The sequence below is a fragment of the Rhizorhabdus antheiae genome, assembly GCF_049889055.1.
In the GTDB taxonomy this organism is placed as follows: domain Bacteria; phylum Pseudomonadota; class Alphaproteobacteria; order Sphingomonadales; family Sphingomonadaceae; genus Rhizorhabdus.
In genome coordinates this window covers 81,773-101,787 of record NZ_JBLTWO010000006.1, presented here as the reverse complement: position 1 = coordinate 101,787, position 20,015 = coordinate 81,773, and the positions used below count along the sequence as shown (strand labels likewise).

General features: G+C 67.2%; 19 protein-coding genes. 6 read left to right on the top strand and 13 right to left on the bottom strand.

Annotated elements, in window-relative coordinates:
• Window positions 1-6: 6 nt before the first annotated feature.
• From ACNI3R_RS12815 to ACNI3R_RS12800, 4 genes are read left to right on the top strand one after another with little or no spacing between them, the layout of a single operon-like run.
• Entirely contained in the window at window positions 7-996 is a 990-nt protein-coding gene (locus tag ACNI3R_RS12815) for a penicillin-binding protein activator (RefSeq protein ID WP_426183865.1), read from the top strand.
• Window positions 993-1,562 (top strand): PulJ/GspJ family protein, encoded by a 570-nt coding sequence (locus tag ACNI3R_RS12810; RefSeq protein WP_426183863.1) that lies wholly within the window; start codon window positions 993-995, stop codon window positions 1,560-1,562. Before ACNI3R_RS12815 ends, ACNI3R_RS12810 begins: the two co-directional genes overlap by 4 nt.
• On the top strand, window positions 1,559-2,446 hold the full coding sequence (locus ACNI3R_RS12805) for a type II secretion system minor pseudopilin (RefSeq protein WP_426183861.1): 888 nt from the start codon (window positions 1,559-1,561) through the stop codon (window positions 2,444-2,446). The genes ACNI3R_RS12810 and ACNI3R_RS12805 overlap by 4 nt, the downstream gene beginning before the upstream one ends.
• Window positions 2,447-2,460: 14 nt before the next feature.
• Complete coding sequence (locus ACNI3R_RS12800) at window positions 2,461-2,805, top strand: gamma-glutamylcyclotransferase family protein (RefSeq protein WP_426183859.1); 345 nt, start codon at window positions 2,461-2,463, stop codon at window positions 2,803-2,805.
• Window positions 2,806-2,847: 42 nt separating this feature from the next.
• Here ACNI3R_RS12800 and ACNI3R_RS12795 read toward each other — a convergent pair whose 3' ends face one another.
• The 13 genes from ACNI3R_RS12795 to metX form a co-directional block, all read right to left on the bottom strand.
• Window positions 2,848-5,016 carry a TonB-dependent receptor gene (locus ACNI3R_RS12795; protein ID WP_426183857.1) on the bottom strand — a complete coding sequence of 723 codons (2,169 nt, stop codon included), beginning with the start codon at window positions 5,014-5,016 and terminating at the stop codon, window positions 2,848-2,850.
• A 45-nt stretch (window positions 5,017-5,061) separates the two neighbouring features.
• Window positions 5,062-5,241: a hypothetical protein gene (locus ACNI3R_RS12790; protein WP_426183855.1), complete on the bottom strand. Its 180-nt coding sequence runs from the start codon at window positions 5,239-5,241 to the stop codon at window positions 5,062-5,064.
• Window positions 5,238-6,398: a PepSY-associated TM helix domain-containing protein gene (locus ACNI3R_RS12785; protein ID WP_426183853.1), complete on the bottom strand. Its 1,161-nt coding sequence runs from the start codon at window positions 6,396-6,398 to the stop codon at window positions 5,238-5,240. The genes ACNI3R_RS12790 and ACNI3R_RS12785 overlap by 4 nt, the downstream gene beginning before the upstream one ends.
• Window positions 6,399-6,539: 141 nt before the next feature.
• Window positions 6,540-9,236 (bottom strand): TonB-dependent receptor domain-containing protein, encoded by a 2,697-nt coding sequence (locus tag ACNI3R_RS12780; RefSeq protein WP_426183851.1) that lies wholly within the window; start codon window positions 9,234-9,236, stop codon window positions 6,540-6,542.
• Window positions 9,237-9,315: 79 nt separating this feature from the next.
• Window positions 9,316-10,839, bottom strand: coding sequence for a hypothetical protein (locus ACNI3R_RS12775; RefSeq protein WP_426183849.1), 1,524 nt, complete (start codon window positions 10,837-10,839; stop codon window positions 9,316-9,318).
• A gap of 128 nt (window positions 10,840-10,967) precedes the next feature.
• Entirely contained in the window at window positions 10,968-11,606 is a 639-nt protein-coding gene (locus tag ACNI3R_RS12770) for a prolyl hydroxylase family protein (RefSeq protein WP_426183847.1), read from the bottom strand.
• Window positions 11,607-11,684: 78 nt separating this feature from the next.
• Window positions 11,685-12,440, bottom strand: coding sequence for an arsenical resistance protein ArsH (gene arsH / locus ACNI3R_RS12765; protein WP_426183845.1), 756 nt, complete (start codon window positions 12,438-12,440; stop codon window positions 11,685-11,687).
• Window positions 12,437-13,495 carry an ACR3 family arsenite efflux transporter gene (gene arsB, locus ACNI3R_RS12760; RefSeq protein ID WP_426183843.1) on the bottom strand — a complete coding sequence of 353 codons (1,059 nt, stop codon included), beginning with the start codon at window positions 13,493-13,495 and terminating at the stop codon, window positions 12,437-12,439. Before arsB ends, arsH begins: the two co-directional genes overlap by 4 nt.
• A 2-nt stretch (window positions 13,496-13,497) precedes the next feature.
• Window positions 13,498-14,022 (bottom strand): arsenate reductase ArsC, encoded by a 525-nt coding sequence (locus ACNI3R_RS12755; protein WP_426183841.1) that lies wholly within the window; start codon window positions 14,020-14,022, stop codon window positions 13,498-13,500.
• A gap of 10 nt (window positions 14,023-14,032) precedes the next feature.
• On the bottom strand, window positions 14,033-14,365 hold the full coding sequence (locus ACNI3R_RS12750; protein WP_426183839.1) for an ArsR/SmtB family transcription factor: 333 nt from the start codon (window positions 14,363-14,365) through the stop codon (window positions 14,033-14,035).
• Between the two features lie 84 nt (window positions 14,366-14,449).
• Window positions 14,450-16,111, bottom strand: a complete 1,662-nt coding sequence (locus ACNI3R_RS12745; protein WP_426183837.1) for a M28 family metallopeptidase — start codon at window positions 16,109-16,111, stop codon at window positions 14,450-14,452.
• 82 nt (window positions 16,112-16,193) lie between these two features.
• Window positions 16,194-16,781 carry a methionine biosynthesis protein MetW gene (gene metW, locus ACNI3R_RS12740; RefSeq protein ID WP_426183835.1) on the bottom strand — a complete coding sequence of 196 codons (588 nt, stop codon included), beginning with the start codon at window positions 16,779-16,781 and terminating at the stop codon, window positions 16,194-16,196.
• Entirely contained in the window at window positions 16,778-17,905 is a 1,128-nt protein-coding gene (gene metX / locus ACNI3R_RS12735) for a homoserine O-acetyltransferase MetX (protein ID WP_426183833.1), read from the bottom strand. The genes metW and metX overlap by 4 nt, the downstream gene beginning before the upstream one ends.
• A 91-nt stretch (window positions 17,906-17,996) precedes the next feature.
• Here metX and hisC point away from each other — a divergent pair, with 91 nt between their 5' ends.
• Both hisC and ACNI3R_RS12725 read left to right on the top strand, forming a co-directional pair.
• Window positions 17,997-19,103, top strand: coding sequence for a histidinol-phosphate transaminase (gene hisC / locus ACNI3R_RS12730; protein ID WP_426183831.1), 1,107 nt, complete (start codon window positions 17,997-17,999; stop codon window positions 19,101-19,103).
• Window positions 19,103-20,008: a prephenate/arogenate dehydrogenase family protein gene (locus tag ACNI3R_RS12725; protein WP_426183829.1), complete on the top strand. Its 906-nt coding sequence runs from the start codon at window positions 19,103-19,105 to the stop codon at window positions 20,006-20,008. Before hisC ends, ACNI3R_RS12725 begins: the two co-directional genes overlap by 1 nt.
• The last annotated feature ends 7 nt before the right edge of the window (window positions 20,009-20,015 follow it).

The following is a 20,015-nucleotide window of genomic DNA, read 5'->3' as shown; positions in this document are numbered from 1 at the left end:
TCTCCGTTGCTGGCGGCGGCGCGCGGCAAGGCCGCCAAGCGCCCGCCGGCGGCGCTGCTGCTGCCCTTGAGCGGCCCATCGGCCACGCTGGGCGTTAGCATGCAGCGGGCGGCGATGCTCGCGCAATCGCCGCTGTCGAAGCCGCAGGACCTGATGATTCTCGACACCGGCGGCACGGCAGCCGGGGCGACAGCTGCCGTCCAGTTGGCCGTGAAGCGCGGGGCGCGGATCATCATCGGCCCGCTGTTCGCCGAGGAAAGCCGCGCGGCCGCGCAGGCGGCGGGCGGGGTGCCGCTGATCAGCTTCAGCAATGACGAGGATCTGGTCGGCAGCGGGGCCTTTCTGCTCGGCATCACGGCCAGCCAGAGCGTCACCTCGATCCTGCGCTATGCGCGCGGCCGGGGCGTCAAGCGGGTGGCCGTGCTCGCCGGCCCCTCGCGCTGGTCGGCGCAGGGCGTCGCCGCCGCCGAACGGCTGCGCGGGGCGGCGGGGCTGGAGGTGACGCTGTTGCCGGCGGATAGCGCGCCCGAGCAACTGCGATCGGTGCTCGCGCGCAGCGGCTCGGGGCTCCCTGACGCGGTGCTGGTGACCGAAAGCGGGGATGCCCTGCTCCGCGCGGCGCGGTCGCTGCAGGATGGCGATCCCCAATTGCTCGGAACCCAGCAGGCGCTCGATCTTTCGCCCGGCGCGCTGCGCGGTGCGTGGTTGACCGGGCCGGACCCCGCTTCGATATCCGACTTCGCCCAGCGTTATGGTTCGGCGGGCGCGGCGGGTCCCGGCCTGCTCGCCGCGCTGGCCTATGACGGGATGTCGATCGTCGAGGCGTTGCGCGCCGGTGGCGTGGTCGATCGGTCCGCGCTGTCTGCGGTGCCGTCCTTCGCCATCGCCACCGGGCCGATCCGTTTCGCCGCCGACGGCCATGCTGCGCGCGAACTCGCGGTGCTGGTCGCTGGGCCCGACGGTTTCACCGCCGTGGACAAGAGCGGGTCGCTATGATCGATGGCGACGCCCCCTCGCCCGTTGCGGCGGGCGAGGCCGGCTTCACCCTGATCGAACTGATCATCTCGCTCGCGCTGTTCGGGCTGATCGCGATGGCGGGTCTCGCGCTGGTCGACGCGCTGATGGGCATCCAGAGCCGCACCGAAGGCCGGCTCGACCGGCTGGCCGAAATCCAGCGGGCGATGTTCGTGATCGACAATGATCTGTCGCAATTGTCGGCCGGCCCGCTGACCGGGGATGCCGCCTCGCTGAGCTTCACCCGTCCGCTCGCGGCGGCGGGCGGGGTGCCGGTGCAGGTCCGTTATCAGCTGGGGGCCGGGACATTACTTCGTAGCGCGCGCGGCAACGGCCTGCCACAGGGTGCGCAGCGGGTGATGCAGGGCGTGGCCTCGCTGCGCTGGAGCTATCTCGCGCCCGGCGGCGGCTGGACCGACCATTGGCCTGCCTCGCCCGACGAGGCGAAGAGCTGGCCGCTGGCGGTGGCGGCGGACATGGTTCTCGCGCCCGGCGGCAGCGTGCAGGGGCGGGTGCGGCGCGTCGTGGCGCTGCCCGTGCATCCATGACCGCGATACGGCGGCCACCCGAGGGACGCGAGCGTGAGGCGGGGATGATCCTCGTCAACGTGCTGCTGTTCGTCGCCATAGCCAGCGGCATCCTGTTGCTGATGATCTCGGCCGAGGACACGGGCCTCGAACGCGGCCTGCGGATGCGCGAGGCGGCCCGCGCGCAGGCGATCGTGCGCGGGGCCGAGGTGTCGGCGGTCGTGGCGCTGCGCCGCGACGCACTGGTCGCGCCCGACACCGACAATCGCGGCGAACCCTGGGCCGCGCTGGCGGAAACCGCCGCGCCGATCGAGGGCGGCAGCTTCGATCTCGCGATCGAGGATGCGCAGGGCCGCTTCAACGTCAACGCGCTGATGCAGCCCGATCCGGTCGCGCTCGGCCTGCTCGGCAAGATCGCGGCAGCGGTGGGGATGAGCCCCGACCAGGCCGACAAGGCGGTGGTGGCGATCCGCCTGGCCGGTCCGGTGACCGATCTGCGCCCGCTTGCCGCGATCGGCCTGCCCCCGGCGCAACTGGCGCGCCTCACTGGCCTCGTCACGGCGCTACCTTATGAGAGCAAGATCAACCTGAACGCGGCGAGCGCCGACCTGCTGGCGATCCTGTCGGACGATCCGATGGCGGCAGGACGGCTGGTCGCGCTGCGTGAGCGGCAAGGTTATGTCACCGCCGCCGACATGGCGACGCTGAACATGGCGATGCCGCAGGGAACGGGGCTGACCTCGAACATGTTCTGGGTGCGCAGCCGCGTTCGTATCGGCGACACCAGCCAGCAGCTGACCAGCCTGATCGCGCGGCGCGATGCGCCCGATGGCGGCAAGGCGGCGCTGGTGGTCGGGCGCTGGTGGGGCGCATCGGCGCCGCTCCAGGCACCACGCCTGCGATGACGAAGGGCAACACCATGAGCGAGGCGCGCGACGAACGTCTGGCCTGCTACGGTACGCTGGCGCCTGGGCGGTCCAACCATCACCAGCTCGCCGGGCTGCGCGGCGCGTGGCGCACCGGCAGCATCGCGGGCCGGCTGGTGCCGGAGGGCTGGGGGGCGTCGCAGGGCTATCCGGCGCTGCTGCTCGATCCGTCCGAACAGCGGGTCGAGATCCACCTGTTCGAATCACCCGATCTGCCGCGCCACTGGCGCCGCCTCGATGCGTTCGAGGGTCCCGGCTATGTCCGCACGGCCGTCGCGATCGATACCGAAGACGGGCCGGTCGAGGCATGGATATATCTGGGGGCCGGCCGGCCCTGACGGCTGAGCCGGGGGCGCCGCTCGGGCGGCGCCCCTCGACGGTTACAGGTCGATCGACGCCGACAGCTTGACGGTGCGCGGCGCGCCCTGGAGCAGGTCGGAGCGGAAGGTGTCGAAGGACGATGCCCAGTAGCGCTTGTTCGCGACATTATCGACATTGAAGCGCAGGGTCAGCGGCTTGTCGGCGACGACGGTGACGAAGCGCGCGCCGATGTCGACCCGCGTCCAGGACGGCAGTTCGAGCGTGTTGGCGTCGTTCGCCGCCTGCTCGCCGGTGTGGACGACCCGGCCCGTCAGGGTCAGGCCGGGGGCGAAGGGCAGGTCCCATTCGACATTGGCGTTGACCAGATAGTCGGGCACGCCGGGCGCCTTGTTGCCCTGATTGAGGCCGTCTTGGGTACGGCGCAGCTTGGCGTCGATCACCGAGGCACCGCCGATCAGGCGCAGCCCGTCGACGATCTCCCCTTCCATGCTGAACTCGATGCCGCGATTGCGCTGCTGCGCGAAGACGCCATAGACGAGCGAGCCGGCAGTTCCATCGGCGATGGCGCTGGGCCGTGGGCGATCGATCGTGAACAGCGCGAGCGAACTGTTGATCCGGCCGAGGCTGAGCTTGCCGCCGACCTCATATTGGGTGGTCTTGGTCGGTGCGAAGGTCTCGCCCGCGTTGCGGACCGGCAGGCCGTTGACGACCGTCGGCGCGACGGGGCCCGCTTCGAAGCCCTGCATCCGGTTGAAGAAGAGCGAGACGTTCGGCACCGGCTTGAACACGATGCCGGCGACCGGGGTGATCGCCGATTCGTCGTAGGTGCCGGTCAGCGCCCCACCGAAATAGGAATAGCTTTTCTGCCGGATCGACTGGAGGCGCAGGCCGCCGGTGATCAGGATGCGGTCGTCCCACAGGCCGATCGTGTCAGACGCGAACAGACTCCACAGCCGGGTCCGCGCGACCGGGAAGGGATCGTCCAGATCGCCACCGACAAGGCTCGACGAGGGGATCGGTACCTCGACGGCGTTGTAGAGATTGGTGGCAAAGCCCGCGAAGCCGGGTCCGTAGAGGAAGTCATAGGCGTTGCGGTTGACCTGCCACAGCATCGACCCGCCCAGGTTGATCTGGTGGGTGACGCCGCCGCCCGCCAGCCTGATGCGGATGCCCGCCTGGGTCGCTTCGTTGTTGTCGGTGCGGGGGACGTAGAGGGCGTTGCCGTTGGCCGCGCCGGTCGTCGCGTCGAGCACGGTGATGCCGCCATATATGCCGTCTTCCATCCCGTCGCGGGCGCCGACCGAGGCGTAGAGCATGGCGGCGTCGGACAGGTCATATTCGATCTTGGCGATGCCGAAGACGTCGCGCAGCTTGGAATAGGTCCAGGGCTGGGCATAGTTGGCGCTCGCTTTGGGCACGCGCGGGATGACGGCGGTGCCGACGGTCACCTTGGGGCGCAGGCCGCGCACCTTGACCCGCTGATAGGCGAGGTCGAGCGACAGGCGCAGCGGTCCCGAGTTGTAATCGAGTGCGCCGCCGATCGTGTAGGTCGAGCGGAACTCGCCATCGATCGCGACATCGCCGGTGCGCGCGACGCCGGTCACGCGAACGCCGAGATCGCCGATGCGGCGCGCGACATCGAAGCTGCCGCCGACATGCGAGTCTGCCGTATAATTCGCCGTCACCCGGGTCAGGTCCTGGGTCGCGCGCTTGGGGATCAGGTTGACGCTGCCGCCCAGGCTCGAGCCGCCCGGTGCCGCCCCGTTGAGGAAGGCGCTGGCGCCGTTCAGCACCTGGACCGAATCATAGAGCTCCGGCGCGATCAGCTGGCGCGGCGCGATGCCATAGAGGCCGTCGAGCCCGACATCGTCGCCGAAGACGGGGAAGCCGCGGATCAGGAACTGCTCGGCGGCATTGCCGAACCCATAAGTGATGCGGATCGACGGATCATTCTCCAGCACCTGGCCGAGCGTCTGGGGCTGCTGGTTGAGGATCAGCGCCGCATTGTAGCTCTTGATCGAGAAGGGCACGTCGGCGGCATCCTGGTCGCCCAGCACCCCCAGGCTGCCGCGCCGGGTCACCTCGGTCTGGTTGGCCTTCTGCGCGGTGACGATGATGTCGCGATTCTCCTCGGTCCCCGCCTGCTGGGCGAAGGCTGCGCCGGTCGTCGACAGGGCACTGCCGGCCGCCGCCGTCAGCAGGAGGGAGCGAAGCTTGGATGCGGTCACGGAAATCCCTTTCGAACGATACATTGTCTTGTGTGATGATGGCCGTCAGGAGCGCCGTCTGGCGCAGGCCCACAGGATCGCGGCGATCGGGCTGGCAAGCGCGCCCCAGGACAGAGCGTCGCGCCAGCCATCACCGGTCAAAGCCGCAACCAGGCCGACGATGCTGAGCATGGCCAGCAGCAGCGGCAGGGCGAAGATCGTGGCGAGGGGCTGGCCCGCCTTCATGCGCCGGCGACCATGGCGCCGCCCGTCTCTACCTCGCGCAGCCGCGATTCGAGCGACATGTGGCGCTTGCCGAGCCACAGATAGAGGCCTGAGCCGAGAACGATCGTCGTGAACAGGTCGAGCAGCGCCCACAGGATCTTGAGCGGCAGGGCGCCATAATCGCCGAAGTGCAGCGGCTGCGAATAGCTGAGCGCCAGCGCATACCAGGGCATCGGGCGTGCGTCGGTGAGCGTGCCGGTTTCCGCATCGATCAGCGCCGGGGTCAGCGCCCGCTCGGTCAGCGGCGTCGCTCCCTGGAAGAAGACGGCATAATGATGCTTGCTGCTGTAGCTGCCGCCGGGAAAGGCGATGAACTGCGGATTGTTGCCGGGCAGGACCTTCCGCGCCTCGGCCATCGCCTTGTCGAGCGAGCCGTATCGCGACGGGTCGAGCGGCTTTCTGTCGCCATAAGCCTTGGTCATCGCGGTGAGTTCGGTCGACTGCCAATATTGCAGGATCGGAGTCGCCAGCGTGTTGATCACCCCGGTCAGGCAGACGACCGCCATCCAGGCCAGCGCGGTGACCCCCAGCAGATTATGATAATCGAGCCATTTGAGGCGGGTGCTGCGCTGTGTGCGGACCGTGCCGAAGGGCAGCTTCCGCATGAAGGGCGCATAAAGCACGACCCCCGAGACCAGCGCCACGACGAACAGCATGCCCATGAGCCCCAGGAAGAGCATGCCGGGCAGCCCCAGGAACATGTCGGTGTGCAGCTGGAGCAGGAAATGCATCACGCCGCCTTCGTCGAGCTTGCCTTCGGGCGCGCCGCTAAGCCGGTTCCACAGCTGCACCGTCATCTGCCCGGTCGGCGAGTCCGGCGCGGGAGCGGTGGTGACGGTCATCGACGAGCGCTCATTGTCGAACGCCATGAAGACCGGAACCTCGCCCGGTCGTGCGGCGAGCGCTTTGGCGAGCATGGTGTCGAGCGGAAGGAGCCTCGGATCGGTGCCGGAAGACGGCGGCCCGGACGGGGCGGCAGCGCCTTCGGTGAGGCGGTCGATCTCGTCGTGGAAGATCAGGGGAAGACCGGTGATGCAGAGCATCAGCAGGAAGGCCGTGCAGAGAATGCTCGTCCACTTATGGATCAGAAACCAGGCGCGGATCGTCGAGCGGGTCAAAATCTGCCAATCGGTAAATGAGATCGATTAGCAATAGCATAGAAGTGGTGTGCCGGACGCGCAAGCTGGCCTGGGCCTTCGAGACACGAAAAAGGGGCGCGGAAGCCGGTGCCTCCGCGCCCCTCTTTTCGTTCGTCCGGATCAGAAGTTGGCGGTCAGACCCAGCGAGAAGGTGCGGCCGATATCGTACCGGTTGAGATAGATGATGTTGCTGCCCGACTTCTGGAACTCGCGATAGTCGGTGTTGGTCAGGTTGCGGGCCTCGATCTTCAGCTCCATGTCGGTGCCCAGCAGCTTGAAGCCCTGGCGGCCGACGAGGTCGAAGCGGAAGCCGGGACGCTCCTTGATGTCGGGCTGGCGCGACGTGCCCTGGATCGGACCGCGGTTGGTCACCCGCTCGCTCGCATAGTTGAGCAGGGCGGTGATCTGCGACAGGCTCTCGGTATCCTCGAAGCTCAGCTGCAGGTTGACGATGTGGTCCGACTGGCCGGTCAGCGGCGCGCCGTTCTGGAACAGTGTGCTGGCCGCAACCGGCGACAGGTCCGGTCCGATCACGGTCGAGTCATCCACCTTCAGCTTCGACTTGGTGTAGGTGTAGTTCGCGATCGTGACGATGCGCTTCGTCGCGAAGAAATCACCGCTCAGGAAGTCGAGCGGGAAATGCTTCTCGAGCTCGAACTCGGCACCGTAAAGCTGTGCTTCGGGTGCGTTGGCGAAGCCGGTCCGCAGCGCGCCGCCGCCCGCGAAGAAGGCTGCAGCCTCGATCGGGTTGTCGATCTTCTTGAAGAAGCCGGCCACGGAGAAGCGCTGGTTGCGGTCGAAATACCACTCATAGCGCGCTTCGGCGTTGTAGAGCTGCGAGTCGGTCAGGAAGGGATTGCCGGTGAACTGGCGATCGCTGTCGAAGTCCTGATAGATCTGGCGCGCCAGCTCACGGAACTGCGGGCGGGCGATCGTCTTCGAGGCCGCCACGCGGAATTGCATGTCGTCCCTGAAATTATAGGTCAGGGTCAGCGCCGGCAGGAAATAGCTCTTCGACAGGGTGGTGCCCGGTCCGGCGTCGGGGGTGACGACCTGCTCCGCATCCTCGTAGCGGACACCCGCCTGGACGCGCAGCTTGTCGGTCGCCTCGATCTCGGCCTGGCCGTAGCCGGCGTGGATGCGCAGGCCCGCGCGATAGGCGCGCGACCCCTCCGCGCCCGACACGTCGCGCAGCTGGATGTTGTAGGTGTAGATATTATAGTCCGACAGCAGATAGTCGGGGCGCAACTGTGCGACCGCCTGATCCAGAGCGCCGGCGGGCCGGAAGAACTGGAACTGGTAGCGGTCCGACTGGCGCTTCGTGTCGTTGAACGAATAGCCCGCCGAGATCGTGCCGCGCAGCGCGCCGTCGAGCTTGTAGGACAGGTCGCCGCTGGCCGCGTAGACGTCTTCGTTCAGATCGCTGAAGGCGATGTCGGCCGACTGGCCGCCCGAGGCGAGGTTGTTGATATAGTCGCCCACGCCCGCATTGTAATTATAGCTGAAGCTGCGCTCATAGGGGCTCTCGCGCTGCGAATTGGCATAGGTGCCGCGCAGGTCGATGCTGAGCTTGTCGAAGCGGAGTTCGGCGACCGCCTGGGTGTCGATCAACTGGCGTTCGAACCAGAAGGTGTTCTGGCGGATCAGCGAGGCCGGCTGACCCTCTTCCTGGTCCTCGACGTTGCGGTTGAAACCGGCCGACAGTCGACCCTGCTTGACCGTGTCGCGGATGAACAAGTTGGTCCAGCGGAATTTGTGGTCGTTCACTTCGGCGCCGAGGCCGAGCAGGCCGTTCACTGTCACGTGGTTCTCGGTGATGACGGTCTGGAACTGGGTCTGCGGAATGCCGGCAAGGTCCGGGTCGATCGACGACTGCTGCAGCACGTCGCGGGTGCGCCAGCTGTTGCTGAAGCCGAGGCCTGCGAGGATGCCGATGCGGCCGCTGTCGGTGTCCATCGCGGTGCCGCCGGTCAGGTCGGCCGAGAAATTGGCCGGGATGTTGCGGTTGCGCTGGAGCAGCGAGGTGCTGGCATTGGCAAGGCTCGCCGCGAAGCCCTGCAGGTCGGCGGCGCTATAGTCGCTGCCCTGGACGATCGGCTTGGTGCCCGACGCCTTGATCGCCGACTTCAGGCCCGCCGGAATGTCCCGGGTGCCGTCGTCGAAGCCGAACCAGTCATAGTCCGAACCATAATAGGTATAGCCGAGCTGGCCGGTGGTCTCGGTGTTGCCTGCGATCGAGCCGCCGATCGACAGAAACGGCTCTTTCGGGATCGCCTTGGTGGTGAGGTTGATCACGCCACCGCCGAACTCGCCGGGATAATTGGCCGAATAGCTCTTCTGCACCAGCGACGAAGCCAGAATGCTCGTCGGGAAGATGTCGAGCGGAACGACGCGCTTGAGCGGCTCGGGGCTCGGCAGCGGCGAACCGTTGAGCAGCGCGAGCGAGTAACGGTCGCCGAGGCCGCGGACATAGACGAAGCCGTTGCCGACGACCGAGAGGCCGGTGACGCGCTGGAGCGCGCCGGCAATGTCGCCGTCGCCGGTGCGGGCGATGTCCGCCGAGGAGAGAACCGAAATGACCTGCGGGGTCGTGCGGATCGTGTTCTCCTGGCGGCGGCCGGTCACGACGATGTCGCGATTGCTGGCGCCCAGAGTCGAGATTTCGACCTGCTCGTCATCGTTGGTCGTGGCCTTCGCCGGTGCGGCGGAGGTGGTGGGAGCGGCGGTGGTCGGCGCAGCCTGCGCGAGCAGCGCGGCCGGCGACATCAGTGCCGTCGAGACAAGAAGCAGGCGCCCGAAGGCGAGAGGCGTGGTCATGTGGGTTCCCCGTTCGGAATGAGCGAACGGGCGGCGAGCGCTTTCGCGACCGCCGCCCGTCTAGTCAGTGCAAGCGCGGTCAGCTCGGGATCGAGGTGCACGACCCGCTGGTGCTGCCGAACGACGCGGTCGAGGAGTTGCAGGTCCAGCCCGCATACCAGGTGTCGGTCGAATCTCGCACCGCGCCGATGTACGTCGTGGTGACGAAGAAGCTGCTCAGCGTGCGGGCGTCGAACGGCGTCACTGCGCGCTCATTGGCACCGTCGATGAAGGTACCGGTCAGCGACGGGACGAAGGCGGCGTTGTTGTTGGTGCCGGCGTTGAAGATCGTCTGCACGGCGGCTTCGTTGCCATCTGCGCGGAAGGCCGCGGTGGCGCAGGAGAGGACGACCGAGCGGAAGACCGGCGGGCCGACATCGTCCAGCGACGCATCGGCGGCGCGGGTGGTGGTGCCGTTGGTCTCGTCGATGTCGAGGCACGAACCGGTGCCGGTCACGACGCCATTGACCATCGTATAGTCGGTGCCGCCGCGCAGCAGCATCACATTGCCGCCCTGAACGGTCGAGCGCTGGACGAAGGTGAAGTTGGCGAGGCGCGTGTTCTGACGCGGCTGCGCATCTTCGTTGCCGTTCGAGTCGGCTTCGATCATCGAATCGCCGTTCGAACCGTCGCGCTGGACGCCGATCACGAACTGGATGAAGCCCTTATAGCCGAGGTCGGTATCGAGCGCGTCATCGTCGGAGCCGGTCATCACCAGATATTTCAGATTGGCGCGGCCACCGAATATCTCGATGCCGTCGTCCGAACTGTTGTGGATCTGGATGTGATCGAGGGTGGTGCCGCTGCCGACGCCGCCGAGCGTCAGGCCCTGCAGCTCATTGCCCGAAGCGATGGCGAAGCCCGAATAGCGGATCTGGACATATTGCAGCGTGCCGCTGTTGTCGTCGGCGACCGCGCCGCCATAGAGCGAGCTGGTCGTGCCTTCGATGACCTGCTGGCACTGGGCCGAGCCGCCGGCGACCGCGGTGTTGCAATCCGAGATCGGCGCGCGGCCGAGCAGGATGATGCCGCCCCACAGACCCTGGCTGCTGTCGGTGGTGGTGCCGAGGACGTTGTCGCGGGCGGTGAAGATGATCGGAGAGCTGGCGGTGCCGATCGCGTTGAGGCGCGAGCCGCGGTTGACCACCAGATAATCGTTGCCCGACGAAGCGAAGACCGTGACGCCCGGCTGAATGGTGAGGGTGACGCGCTGGCCGCCGGTTGCGGCACCATCGCCGCCGATGTCGGTGCCGACATTGACGGGGCCCGAGAGCGAGTAGATCACGCCGGGCAGCTTCTGCAGCGTGTAGTCGGCGGAGATGCGGCCCGACAGCTCACAATTGCGGAAAGCGGTGGTGACGGTGCCGCGGTCGATCGTGCCGGTCGGGCAGCTGGCTGCGGCCTGACCCGGTGTCGGCGTCGGCGTGGGGGTCGGCGTCGGGGTGGGGGTTGGCGTCGGGGTGATGATCACGCCCTCGCCCGGCGATGCGACGTCGTCGGCGCCGCCGCAGGCGGTCACCGCCATCGCACAGCTGAGCATGAGGATGGTGCGGAACTTCTTCATGATTGCCCCTTCGTATTGAACCAGAGGCGGGTGCCGACTCCCGGGCCGCCTTACCGGACTCGCCTCTAGTGGGGCTGGATGGCGTCGCGATTACGCAAGCATGACAGTTTCGAGACAGTCCGGGACGTTCATCCCCGGTTCGGCCAGGGCCGTTCGCGATACCATTTGGTGATCACATATTTGCTGCCGCTGCGCACCTTCATGCCCGCGTGCAGGGTCCAGTCATTGGGCTTGCCGGCCCGGTCGACATTCGCCCAGACCACCAGTTTTCCGGCCTCGGGCTGGATGATCTTGTCGAGCCGGCGGAAGCGGGTCGCGCCGCCGGCGGCGGGCCTGTTCAGATAGATCATCGCCGTCCAGCTGCGCTGCCCGGTCTCCCCGCAATAGGTCAGATAGTCGGCGCCGGTCGGCTCGAAATAGTCGGTGTGATCCCGAAACTCCTCGCCCACGTCATATTTCTGGCCCTGGATCGGTTCGCCCAGCGCCGGGTCGATCCCGAGCGTGTCGGCAATGTGCCGGTCGAGCGTCCGGGCGAGGTCGCTCGCCGGATCCATGTCGCAGGTCTTGCTCGTCCGGAAATAGTCGATGCCCTGATCGTCGGCGATCGTGGACGGGCGATTGTCCCGGTCGATGACAGCGATGACGTCGGCGCATTGCACCGGCGACAGAAAGTCGCGGATCATGAACAGGTCGATCTTCGGGCTCGGCAGCTTCTGCGCACCGAGGGCCCTCAGGCGGTTTGCGACGGGCGAGACGAGGTCGGTCATATGTCCGCTTCTAGCCGCTCGGTGCCGTACGATGCCATATCGCTTGTCATCGAACCGTCACGCCGACGACGCCATCGATCAGGTGCGGCCGGTGGCGGCAGCCGCCAGGCCGGGTGCGGCGCGGTCGGCGACTTCCTTGCGCTCCGAATAGCGATCGACGAGCTGGGCGGCGTGCGGACGCAGCAATATCGTGAAGCGCACCAGCTCCTCCATCACATCGACGATCCGGTCATAGTAAGTCGACGGCCGCATCCGCCCCGCCTCGTCGAACTCCTTATAGGCCATGGCGACCGACGACTGGTTGGGGATGGTGACCATTCGCATCCAGCGCCCGAGCAGGCGCATCGTGTTGACCGCGTTGAACGATTGCGAGCCGCCCGAAACCTGCATCAGCGCGAGCGTGCGCCCCTGGGTCGGCCGCATGCCCCGCAGTTCGAGCGGCAGATGGTCGATCTGTGCCTTCATCAGCCCGGTGATCGCACCATGGCGTTCGGGGCTGCACCAGACCTGCCCTTCCGACCAGTTCGACAGCGCGCGCAACTCGTGGACAGCGGGGTGATCGTCGCCCTTCACCTGGTCGGGCATGGGCAGGTCCGACGGATCGAAGATGCGTGTTTCCGCCCCGAACAGGCGCAGCAGGCGGGCCGCCTCCTCAACCGCCAGCCGGGAGAAGGAGCGTTCGCGCAGCGAGCCGTAGAGCAGCAATATGCGTGGCGGCGAAGCGTCGTCACCGAGACCGGATGCAGGCCGTTCGAGCACATGCTCGCGCCGCAAGGCAGGCAGGCTGTCGGGATCGGGCAGCGAACGAAGCCGGTGAAACCCCATGTCGGTCATGCCTGCGCACCTTTCTCATACCAGCTGCGGCTGCGTTTAACGAGGGAGACGACCGACAGCATGACGGGAACCTCGACCAGCACGCCGACCACCGTGGCGAGCGCAGCGCCGGATTGCAGCCCGAACAGCGAGATCGCGGCAGCGACCGCAAGCTCGAAGAAATTGGAAGCACCGATAAGCGCTGCGGGTGCCGCCACGCACCAGGCCACGCCCAGCCTGCGCGACAGCAGATAGGCGATGCCGGCATTGGCATAGACCTGCACCAATATCGGTACGGCGATGAGCGCGATGACGAGCGGCTGCTGCAGGATGGCATCGCCCTGGAAGCCGAACAGCAACACCAAGGTCGCGAGCAGCGCCGCCATCGAGAGCGGGCCGAGGATGCGCAGCGCCTGTTCGATGCCGCCGCGCGCGCCGAGCCAGCGGCGCAGCATCTGTGCCAGCGCGACCGGTACTATGATGTATAGCGCAACCGAGGTCAGTAGCGTCGCCCAGGGAACGGTGATCGACGCGACGCCGAGCAACAATGCCACGATCGGCGCGAACAGCAGCACCATGAGCACATCGTTCAGCGCGACCTGGCTCAGCGTGAAGGCGGGATCGCCATCGCAAAGGTTCGACCAGACGAAAACCATGGCGGTGCAGGGCGCTGCAGCAAGCAGGATCAGCCCGGCGATATAGGAGGATATCTGGCCCGCTGGGAGCAGCGGGGCGAACAGCCAGCCGAGAAAGACCGTGCCCAGCAACGCCATCGAAAAGGGCTTCACGCCCCAATTGACGAACAGCGTCACGCCGATGCCGCGCCAATGGCGCCCGACCGCGCCGAGCGCCGAGAAATCGATCTTCAGCAGCATCGGTATGATCATCAGCCAGACGAGCAGCGCGACCGGGATGTTGACCCGCGCGATCTCGGCGGCGGCTATGGCGCGGAAGGCGTCGGGGAACAGATGACCGACGCCGATCCCCGCGACGATGCAGAGCGCGACCCACAGCGAGAGATAGCGTTCGAAGCGGTTCATTGGTGACGGAGCGGGGGCTGGGCTGTCCGTGGTCATGATCAGTGGTTCAAGGCGCCGGACGACGCTCCTTCGGACCTTCCGATCTCGCGCAGCTTCTCGCGCAGGGCGATCCGGTCGAGTCCTTCGATCGGCAGCGCAATCAACAGCGACAGGCGGTTCTCGATCAGGCGCAGCGCATGACGAAACGCTGCTTCGCGCGTCGCGTCATCGCCGATCGTGTCGGACGGGTCCTCGATGCCCCAATGCGCGGTCATCGGATGGCCTGGCCAGATGGGGCAGCTTTCGCCAGCGGCGGAGTCGCAGACGGTGAAGATGAAGTCGAACTGCGGGGCATCTGCGCCGCCGAACTCGTCCCAGCTTTTCGACCGCAGCGCCTCGGTCGGATAGCCGAGCTTGCGGAGCAGCGCCATCGCGTCGGGGTTGACCTCGCCGCGTGGGCGACTGCCGGCCGAATAAGCGCGAAAGCGATCTCCGCCCATCCGCGTCAGCGCGCTTTCGGCGAGGATCGACCGGGCCGAATTGCCGGTGCAGAGAAACAGGACATTGTAAGTCGGCGCGCTCATGGCGGGTCCTTCAGCAGCAGGGGGAGAGTTCGGCCAGGATCGGCGCGCACAGCTCGGCATTGCCGCCGCAGCAGTCCTGGAGGAGGAACAGAACCAGCGTCCGAAGCTGGTCCAGCCGGACGCGGTAGATGATCGAGCGGCCGTCGCGCTCGGACTGCAGCAGTCCGGCGCGGGAGAGGATCGCCAGATGGGTCGACAGCGTGTTCGGCTGGACGTTCAGCGCGCGGGCGATGTCGCCGGCTGGCAATCCGTTCGGCTCGGCGCGGACGAGCAGCCGGAAGATATCGAGCCGCGTTTCCAGCGCGAGAGCGCCGAGCGCAGCAATGGCCTGAGTCGTTTCCATATTTCGACGATTATCGAACTATACACTATACGTCCAGTCGGCTGACGCGCGCGGGCCGGATGCTTGTCCGGCCCGCGCCGTGGTTCAGGGTCGCTTCGCCTTGGCGGCCTTCGGCGCGAAAACGTCTCCGAAGAAGTCGCCTGTGTACCAGAGCGGCGGTGTGTCGGCGTCGGCCATGGCGCGCATGATGCGATAATTGGCCTCGGAGAAGCGGGCGGCGGCATCCCAGTCGATCGCCTGCTGCATGTCGTCGTCGGGATGGTGATAGGCCCCGGCCAGGAAGCTCTTCCACTTCGCCTCGCCGCCATTGGCGAAGCCGGTCGCGAGGAATACCGCCGGTACGCCTTGTTTGACGAACATATAATGGTCCGACCGGACGAAAATCGTCTCGGCGGGCATCGGATCCGGCGACAACGCGATGCCCATCGGCGCGACCGCCTTGGCGACGATCGGGCCGAGGGTCGAATGGTCCGCCCCGAAGGCGGTGACGTCGGTGAAGGGATAGAGCAGCAGCGGCATGTCGAGGTCGACATTGCCGACGATCGAGGCGATCGGTACCGACGGATGGCGTGCGAAATAATCGGCTCCCAGCAGGCCCTTCTCCTCGCCGGTCGAGGCGAGGAAGATCAGCGAGCGGCGCGGCTTGGACGGCGCTTCGGCTGCCGCTTTTGCGACCTCTAGCATCGTCGCGACGCCGGCGGCATTGTCCAGCGCGCCATTGTTGATGCGATCGGTATCGGACGTGTCGTCCGACTTAGCCGGGACAATGCCGACATGGTCGAGATGCGCCGAAAGGACCACATATTGCGCCTTCAGCGTCGGGTCGCTGCCGGGCAGGATGCCGACGACATTGGGGCTCGTCACCCGCGTCGTCATGCTCTGGCTGCGGATGCGGACCTTGGTCTTGAGCGCGAAGCCCTTGGGGCGACCACCCTCCTTGTCGGCCACCGCGCGGATGGCGGCGAGCGACTGGCGTCCGCCTGCGAAGACGGCTTCGGCGGCGGGATCGTTGAGCGTCGCGCCGATGCGGATGCCGGGCGCCTCGTCGAAAGCCTTGCCGTTCGAGCCGACCCAGGCGAAGTCCGGCTCGTCTGCGAAGTGCAGCATCTGTGGCCAGGGGCGGGTCTTCTTCGACAGCAATGTGCCGACCGTCAGCATGCCGATCGCACCATGATCCTGCGCCGCCTTCGCCTTGGTCGCGCCGACATGGGCGCCTTCCTCGCTTGGAACGCCCTTGGGATAGCCGCGCAGGACGACGACGATCTTCCCCTTGACGTCGAGCCCGGCATAGTCGTCGATGCCGAGGCGCTTGTCGTATATGCCATAGCCGACGAACACCAGCGGGGCCGTGATGTCGAGATCGGGCTCGTTGGGGCTCACACCGACGATGACGTCGCCGCCATGCGTCCACATCTGCGGAGCGCCGCCGGGGCCGCTCACCGTCACCGTGGCCGGAGTCGCACCGCGCACGGTCTTCTGCAGCGTCACGCGCTGATACCAGCTCCCCTTGTCCCCGCCGGGCTGCAGGCCGAGTGCCTCGAAGCGGCTGGCGACATAGCGCGCGGCGATCTCATGGCCCCGGCTGCCGGTGTCGCGGCCTTCGAGCAGGTCGTCGGCGAGGAAGCCGACGGTTGCGCGGAAGCTTTCGGGGCGGAAGGCCGGATCGGCCGGAGCGGGGGCGGCAGCGCCGATCGGCGATGCGATCAGGGCAAGGGCGGCAAGCGCGCCGATAAGATGCGTATTCAAAAGGAAACCTCGTCTGTCGGGTCAGGCACCCGACCCTAAAGCGGGCCTGCGCCATGTCCAGTGCCTGTCGGTCGGGGCAGGCTCAGCGGCTCACCAGGAAGACGGCATGTTCGGCGCGCAGATTGGCGGCCGCGGCCCCGCGCCGCCGGCTGCCGGTCAGGAACCAGGCCTGCTCGACGGTGATGCCGCGTTCGCGCACGAAGGCGCGGAAATCGTCAATCGTCAGCTGGTGGATGTTCTGCGTCTCGTACCAGCTGACGGGAAGCGCCGGGGTCACCGGCATGCGCCCGCCCCAGGCCAGGCTCAGCCGGACCCGCCAATAGGCGAAATTGGGGAAGGAGACGAAAGCGCGCCGGCCGATCCGCATCAGCTCCTCGAGCACCTTGTCGGGCGCGCGGGCGGTCTGGAGCGTCTGGCTCAGGATCGCATAGTCGAACGCCTTGTCGGGATAGTTGACCAGGTCGGTATCGGCGTCGCCCTGGATCACCGACAGACCCCGGCCGACCGCTGCCGAGACATTGCCCCGGTCGATCTCGATCCCGCGTGCGTCGCAACCGCGAGCGCGTAGTACCGCCATCAGTTCGCCGTCGCCGCAGCCGACGTCGAGCACGCGTGCGCCTGGCTTCACATGGTCGGCGATGACAGCGAGGTCGGGCCGCAACTCGCTCACCGGTTTTCTCCCGCGCGCAGGAAGCCGTCGACGACCCGGTACAGCTCGGGCACGTCGAGCAGAAAGGCGTCATGACCGAAGGGCGAGCTCAGCTCGACGAAGCTGACCGGCGCACCTGCGGCGTTCAGCGCGTGGACGATCGCACGGGATTCCGCCGTCGGATAGAGCCAGTCGGTGTCGAAGCTGACCAGGCAGAAGCGGGTGTGCTTGCAGCCGGCAAAGGCATTGGCGAGCAGGCCGCCATGCTCCTCCGCCAGATCGAAATAGTCCATCGCCCGGGTGATATAGAGATAGGAGTTGGCGTCGAACCGGTCGACGAAGCTGATACCCTGGTGGCGCAGATAGGACTCGATCTGGAAGTCGGCATCGAAACCGAAGCTCTTGGCGTCGCGCGCCTGCAGGCGGCGGCCGAATTTCTCGGTCAGCCCCGCTTCGGACAGATAGGTGATGTGCGCCGCCATCCGCGCGACGGCGAGGCCCGATGCCGGAGGATCGCCCTCCGCATAATAATCGCCGTTGCGCCAGCGCGGGTCGGCCATGATCGCCTGCCGCCCGACCTCGTGAAAGGCGATATTCTGCGCCGAGTGGCGCGCGGCCGAGGCGATGACCACGGCGGACAGCACGCGCTCCGGATAGGTCGCCGCCCATTCGAGCACCTGCATCCCGCCCATCGAGCCGCCGACGACCGCCGCGAGCATCCGCACGCCGAGATGGTCGAGCAGCATCGCCTGCGCCCGCACCATGTCGCGGATCGTGATGACCGGAAAGCGCATCGCATAGGGGGTGCCCGTCACCGGGTCGACGCTGGCCGGCCCGGAACTGCCGAGACAACTGCCCAGCACATTGGCGCAGACGATGAAGTGGCGCGCCGGGTCGATCGGCTTGCCGCTGCCGACCATGCGTGTCCACCAGCCCGGCTTGCCGGTGATCGGGTGGGTCGAGGCGACATGCTGATCGCCGGTCAGCGCATGGCAGATCAAAATCGCGTTCGAGCCGGCCGCGTCGAGCGTGCCATAGGTTTCATAGGCGATCGACACGGGCGAGAGGCGCGCGCCGCCATCCAGCGCCAGCGGGCCGGGCAGAGTCACGGAACGGGCAAGGCCGAAACGGCTGTCGTCGCTCATCGGGACTTGGGCGCTAGGCCCGCCGTCCGGGGCTGTCAACGGCCCGCCCGGCCCATTGCGGCGGGCGGGCTTCGCCCTTAAAGCGCTGCGCATGACTCAGACCCTAGCGCCCAAGCCCTGGATCGACGCGATCGCGCCTTATGTTCCGGGCCGATCGACCACCGACGACGGCCGCAAGGTGGCCAAGCTCTCGTCCAACGAAAACCCGCTCGGCACGAGCGATGCGGCCCGGCAGGGCTTCCTCGCCGGTGCGGCCTCGCTCGATCGCTATCCCGACGCTTCGGCGGCGGCTCTGCGCGAGGCGATCGCGGCGGCCCATGGCGGGCTCGATCCCGCGCGGGTCATCTACGGCACCGGTTCGGACGAGATCTTGCATCTCGCCGCCGGCGCCTATGCGGGTCAGGGCGACGAGGTTCTGTTCGTGCGCTACGGCTTTTCGGTCTACCCGATCGCGACGCGCCGGGTCGGCGCGGAACCGGTGCAGGCACCCGACCGCGATTATGCGACCGATGTCGACGCGTTGATCGCGCACATCACGCCGCGCACGCGGGTCATCTTCCTCGCCAATCCGAACAATCCGACCGGTACCTATACCAGCCGGGCGGACATCGCGCGGCTCCACGCGGCGACGCCGGCCGACTGCCTGCTGGTGATCGATCAGGCCTATGCCGAATATCTCGAGCCGGAAGATGACGACGGCGCGTTCGAGCTCGCGCAGAGCGCCTCCAACGTGCTCGTCACCCGCACCTTCTCCAAAATCTACGGGCTGGCGGCCGAGCGGATCGGCTGGGGCTATGCCAGCGCGCCGGTGATCGATGCGCTGCACCGCATCCGCGCGCCGTTCAACGTCACCACCGCCGGCCAGATGGCGGCGATCGCAGCGCTGGGCGACACCGATTTCGTGACGCGCAGCCGCGAGCATAATCTGCGCTGGCGCGACTGGTTCGAGGCGGAGATCGCCAGCCTGGGCAACAAGGGCCTGCGTGCGGTGCCCAGCAAGGCCAATTTCTCACTGGTGCTGTTCGAAGGCAAGCTGACCGCCGAAGCCGCCTATAAGGGACTGATGGACGCCGGCTACATCGTCCGCTGGCTGCCGGGACAGGGCCTGCCCCATGGCCTGCGCATCACGATCGGCACCGAGGAAGAGATTACCGGCCTGACGGCGGCCCTGCGCAGGCTCGTCGAGGCGGCCGGCTGATGCTGCCTTTCGCGCGCGTCACCATCATCGGTCTCGGTCTGATCGGCTCGTCGATCGCCCGTGCGGTGCAGGCGCAGATGCCGACCGTGCGGCTGACCGGTCATGACGCGAGCCCCGAGGTCCGCGAACGGGCCCGGCGCATCGGCTTCGTCGACGACGTCACCGACACGGCCGGCGCCGCTGTGGTCGATGCGGACCTCGTCATCTTCTGCGTGCCGGTCGGCGCGATGGCCACGGCAGCAGCCGAGATCGCCGACGACCTGCCCGCCGATGCGATCGTGAGCGATGTCGGCTCGTCCAAGGAAAGCGTGCTGGCGGCGCTCGGCGCAGCGCTGCCCGGCGCGACGATCATCCCGGCCCATCCGGTCGCCGGCACCGAGAATAGCGGCCCGGATGCGGGCTTCGCCACGCTGTTCAAGGGACGCTGGTGCATCGTCACCCCGCCCGAAGGAAGCGATCCGACGGCGGTCGAGCGGGTGTCCGAATTCTGGCGGCGGATGGGCGCCAATGTCGAGACGATGGACCCGCGCCATCATGATCGCGTTCTGGCGGTCACCAGCCACCTCCCGCACCTGATCGCCTATACGATCGTCGGCACGGCATCGGACATGGAAGAGGTGACCCAGAGCGAGGTCATCAAATTTTCGGCGGGCGGCTTTCGCGACTTCACGCGCATCGCCGCATCGGATCCGACGATGTGGCGCGACGTCTTCCTCAACAACAAGGACGCGGTGCTGGAAATGCTCCAGCGCTTCTCCGAGGATCTGACCGCGCTGCAGCGCGCGATCCGCTGGGGCGATGGTGACACGCTGCACGAGCTGTTCAGCCGGACCCGGACGATCCGCCGGTCGATCATCGAGCAGGGTCAGGACGACGCCAAGCCGGACTTCGGCCGCTCGCACTAAGCGTTCG